Source organism: Psychrobacillus sp. (assembly GCF_056205495.1).
The window spans coordinates 1-3,900 of record NZ_JBAEAP010000155.1; the positions used below are offsets into that span (position 1 = coordinate 1).

The following is a 3,900-nucleotide window of genomic DNA, read 5'->3' on the forward strand; positions in this document are numbered from 1 at the left end:
TAACTTAACCAGCAGGATCTTGCTTCCTATCATCCCTACTGTGCTTTTGTCACTAATGAAAAGCAAAAAAGATGGTCGTGATTCCCTTCACGACCATCTTCTTTTGATTTCTTTGCATCATAAATCAACCCTAACCTGTAACACAGCTTTTTTAATAACATTTTTTAGCCTATACTCTCATACAATAGCAGGTAATTCATAGAAGATAACGAATGTAAGTATAAAGGAGTGTTATTATGTCGAGTAAAATATTAGCAATTACAATTGCGATTATGGGAATTATTTATATATTTTTGATACCTCATGATCCGGTTGGTATTAAAATAACGTTCAAACTTATTCCTATGCTGCTCATTATTCTTTTTGCAAGTATTCAACCACCTGGTTTACCCAAGAGCTACAAGACACTTATCATTTTAGGATTATTTATATGTATGCTAGCAGACGGACTAATTTATTGGTTTATAATCGGGCTTATCACATTTTTAATAGGACATATCATTTATATTTTTGCATTCAGAAGAATAAAAAAGAACACTATCCCTAAGTGGGCAGCAGCTTTGTTACTTCTTTATGGACTTATTATGATTATTTGGATTGCAGGCACTTTATGGACTGAAGGAGAATTTGTTTTAGTAGTTGCTGTTGTTCTGTATATAGGAGTTATTTTAACCATGGGCTGGCATGCATTTCAGACAGGTAATAGGTTCGCCATAATGGGTGCCATCTTATTTATATTCTCTGATTCTATACTAGCAATTAATAAGTTTATAGTAGCTATCCCTTATGAACATGCACTTGTAATGCTCTCCTACTATGGTGCACAATTTCTCTTCTCATACAGTATATTTTCGCATTATTCCTCAACACGGAATAATCTGTTAAAATAAATATATGCTTTGCATATTGGAGGAGATTTTATCATGAAAGAAATTCTTATCGATCGATTAACTAGATACGCTAAAATAGATACACAATCAAATGCCGCTAGCTCTTCTTGTCCTTCTACTGAAGGTCAGTGGGACTTACTTCATTTATTGGAGAAGGAATTAGCAGAACTTGGGATGGAAGAGATCACGTTAGATGATAATGGATACTTGTTTGCATCTCTACCAGCTAACACAAATAAGGATGTGCCTACAATCGGCTTTTTGGCACATGTGGATACAGCAACAGACTACACAGGAAAAAATGTAAATCCTCAGCTAATTGAAAGCTATGACGGACGAGACATTCAACTGAATAAGAATACTGTTATGTCAATTGCAGACTTCCCTGAATTAACAAAGTACGTTGGTCAAACACTAATGACTACAGATGGATCGACCTTATTAGGAGCTGACAACAAAGCAGGTATAGCTATTATCATGACTGCTATGGAATACTTCCTTCAGAATCCAGAAGTAAAACACGGGAAAATTCGTGTGGCCTTTACGCCAGACGAGGAAATAGGTCGAGGACCACATAAGTTTGACGTAGAAAAGTTCGGGGCAAAATACGCGTACACGATGGACGGGGGTCCACTTGGAGAATTGCAGTATGAGAGCTTTAACGCGGCTAGTGTTAAAGTTATTACTCACGGGACTAGTGTGCATCCTGGCTCTGCTAAAGGAAAAATGGTTAACTCCATTACGATGGCAACTAAATTCCAATCCCATATGCCTGTGGATGAAATTCCAGAAAAAACTAGTGGAAACGAAGGTTTTATTCACTTGATGTCCTTTAACGGGGATGTAGAAAAATCGGAGCTAGGCTACATTATTCGTGACCACGACCGTCAAAAATTCGAAGCTAAAAAACAACTTTTTCTAGATGTTGCAGAAAAATTGAAAGCTGAATACGGAGAACACGCAATCACTGTTGAAGTAAAAGATCAGTACTATAACATGGGTGAGAAAATTACACCTGTTATGGAAATTGTAGATATTGCTAAGGATGTTATGATTTCTTTAGACATAGAACCATTAATCATCCCTATTCGTGGCGGGACAGATGGCTCTCAGCTTTCCTTCATGGGTATGCCAACACCAAACATCTTTACAGGTGGAGAAAACTATCATGGGAAATATGAGTATATCTCTATAAATGCAATGGAAAAAGCTACAGAGGTAATGAAAGGGATTATTCAAACCTTTGAAAATAAAGCATAAGTAAGCTATAGATAAAAGAGACACTTGCCATATATAGCGAGTGTCTCTTTTATCGTTTTAGCATATCTTATTACACTGTAGCTTCTGTTACTGGATTTCTTTCTGCAATGTAGCGAGATACATGCTTGTAGCTGACAGCAAATACGATAAATGTCAGTACAAGGAATGCCACTAAGCAAATTAGAAGTACAAAACCATTTGCCAGCATAAACCCTGGATCGCCTAAAGAAATAACAGCTTTAAGCCCTGCATTAGAATACGTTAGCGGTAAGAATTTACTAAGCGCTTGTAAGTTCTCCGGTAACATAGGTATTGGTAGGTTCGAGCCTGTTGTAGATAATTGAAGAACGATGAATGCTAGAGCAATAAATCGACCAATATTACCCCCTATTGCTATCAAGAAGAATACAATAGACATAAATGCTAGACTTACAAAAACAGTAAACAGTATAAACAATCCCGCATTAGTAACCTGCAGCTTCAAAAAGAATAATGAAAATAAAGACACTAATAGACCTTGAGCAATAGCAAATAATGAAAGCTGCATAAGTTTACTTGCATACCAGCTAAATAATGAACCTGGCAAAGTAACTGGTCTTTTGAAATCAACGATAAAAGATAATATTAAAATTCCAACAAATAAAGCTAAAGAAATAATATATGGAGCTGTAGAGTCACGGTAATAATTATAACTATTTACCGTCTCCCCCTTAAAACTAACTGGATTAGAGAATTTAGCTATATTAGCATCACTCACTTGAATACCACTTACCTGCTCCGCTCCACCTGCTAAGCCAGTTTGAAGCTCTTGGCTTCCAGATTGCAATTGATTTGCACCATCATTTAATGACGTTACCCCTAAAGTCATTGTCTCCCATCCAACTGCAACAGTTTGGTTACCATCACTAATTTGTGTTAGACCTGCCTTTAAATCTGTAACTGCATTTCCAATTTTCGTCCAAGAACTTGCAACAGTTGCATTACCATTAGCCACTTGATTTGCACCTGTTTTTAATCGAGTAATCCCAGCATTAGCTGCCGTTTGTCCCTCTACAAGTTGATTGATCCCAGCATTTAACTGCTTAGAGCCTGTGGTAAGCTGAGTCGCTCCCGCAACTAAAGCGTCAGCACCCTGCTTTAATGGTTGAACTTGCTGATCAAATTGAGTGAGACCTTTTGAAATTGCATCACTTGTACCTACAAGAGTCATAAATTCCACATCTTTTGCAAGCTCAGGATGTTTTGCTAAATAACCCTTCAGGCCTTCGGTAAGATTTTGAGATCCTCCTGAAAGCGTTTTCGTAGATTCCGTCACTTTAGCAATTCCACCTGCTAACTGCTCTGCCCCTGGTTTCAACTGTTTTTCTAAACCTGCAGATAATGTGGCACTGCCTGTGTTAACTGTCTTTAAACCACTCAATACCTGATCAGATCCAGCTTTTAGAGAATCTAAGCCCTTCACAACCTCTTTTGATCCTACAGCCAGCTTTTTAATATCATTCTCTCCACTTTTAATCGAGCTAAGTAATTGGCTAGCTCCGTCCTCAGCTGTTTTAGCTCCAACTGCAAGCTTCTGGACATCTCCTGATTTTTCGTTTAAAGATTGTAGCAGTTGACTTGTACCTGCCGAAAGACTTGTTGTACCCTCATACAATTTGTTAGAACCATCAGCACCAGAAGCAAATCCATTAGAAATATCACCAAATCGAGCAAATAATGTTTTGGTGTAGGTTTCCGTAATTTTGTTTCC

General features: G+C 37.5%; 3 protein-coding genes. 2 read left to right on the forward strand and 1 reads right to left on the reverse strand.

Features of this window, described 5'->3' with window-relative positions; translation table 11 throughout:
• Positions 1-236 precede the first annotated feature (236 nt).
• Both AC06OU_RS04675 and pepT read left to right on the forward strand, forming a co-directional pair.
• Entirely contained in the window at positions 237-890 is a 654-nt protein-coding gene (locus AC06OU_RS04675) for a lysoplasmalogenase (RefSeq protein WP_169359248.1), read from the forward strand.
• 33 nt (positions 891-923) lie between these two features.
• On the forward strand, positions 924-2,150 hold the full coding sequence (gene pepT / locus AC06OU_RS04680; RefSeq protein ID WP_475854289.1) for a peptidase T: 1,227 nt from the start codon (positions 924-926) through the stop codon (positions 2,148-2,150).
• A gap of 70 nt (positions 2,151-2,220) precedes the next feature.
• Here the strand turns inward: pepT and AC06OU_RS04685 are convergent.
• Positions 2,221-3,900 (reverse strand): YhgE/Pip family protein (locus AC06OU_RS04685; RefSeq protein ID WP_475854291.1); only part of this gene is annotated, 1,680 nt, incomplete at its 5' end.

What these genes read in the sequence shown, in the direction of transcription:
- AC06OU_RS04675 (WP_169359248.1), top strand. Translation starts at nt 237, where the DNA reads ATGTCGAGTAAAATATTAGCAATTACAATTGCGATTATGGGAATTATT.
- pepT (WP_475854289.1), top strand. Translation starts at nt 924, where the DNA reads ATGAAAGAAATTCTTATCGATCGATTAACTAGATACGCTAAAATAGAT.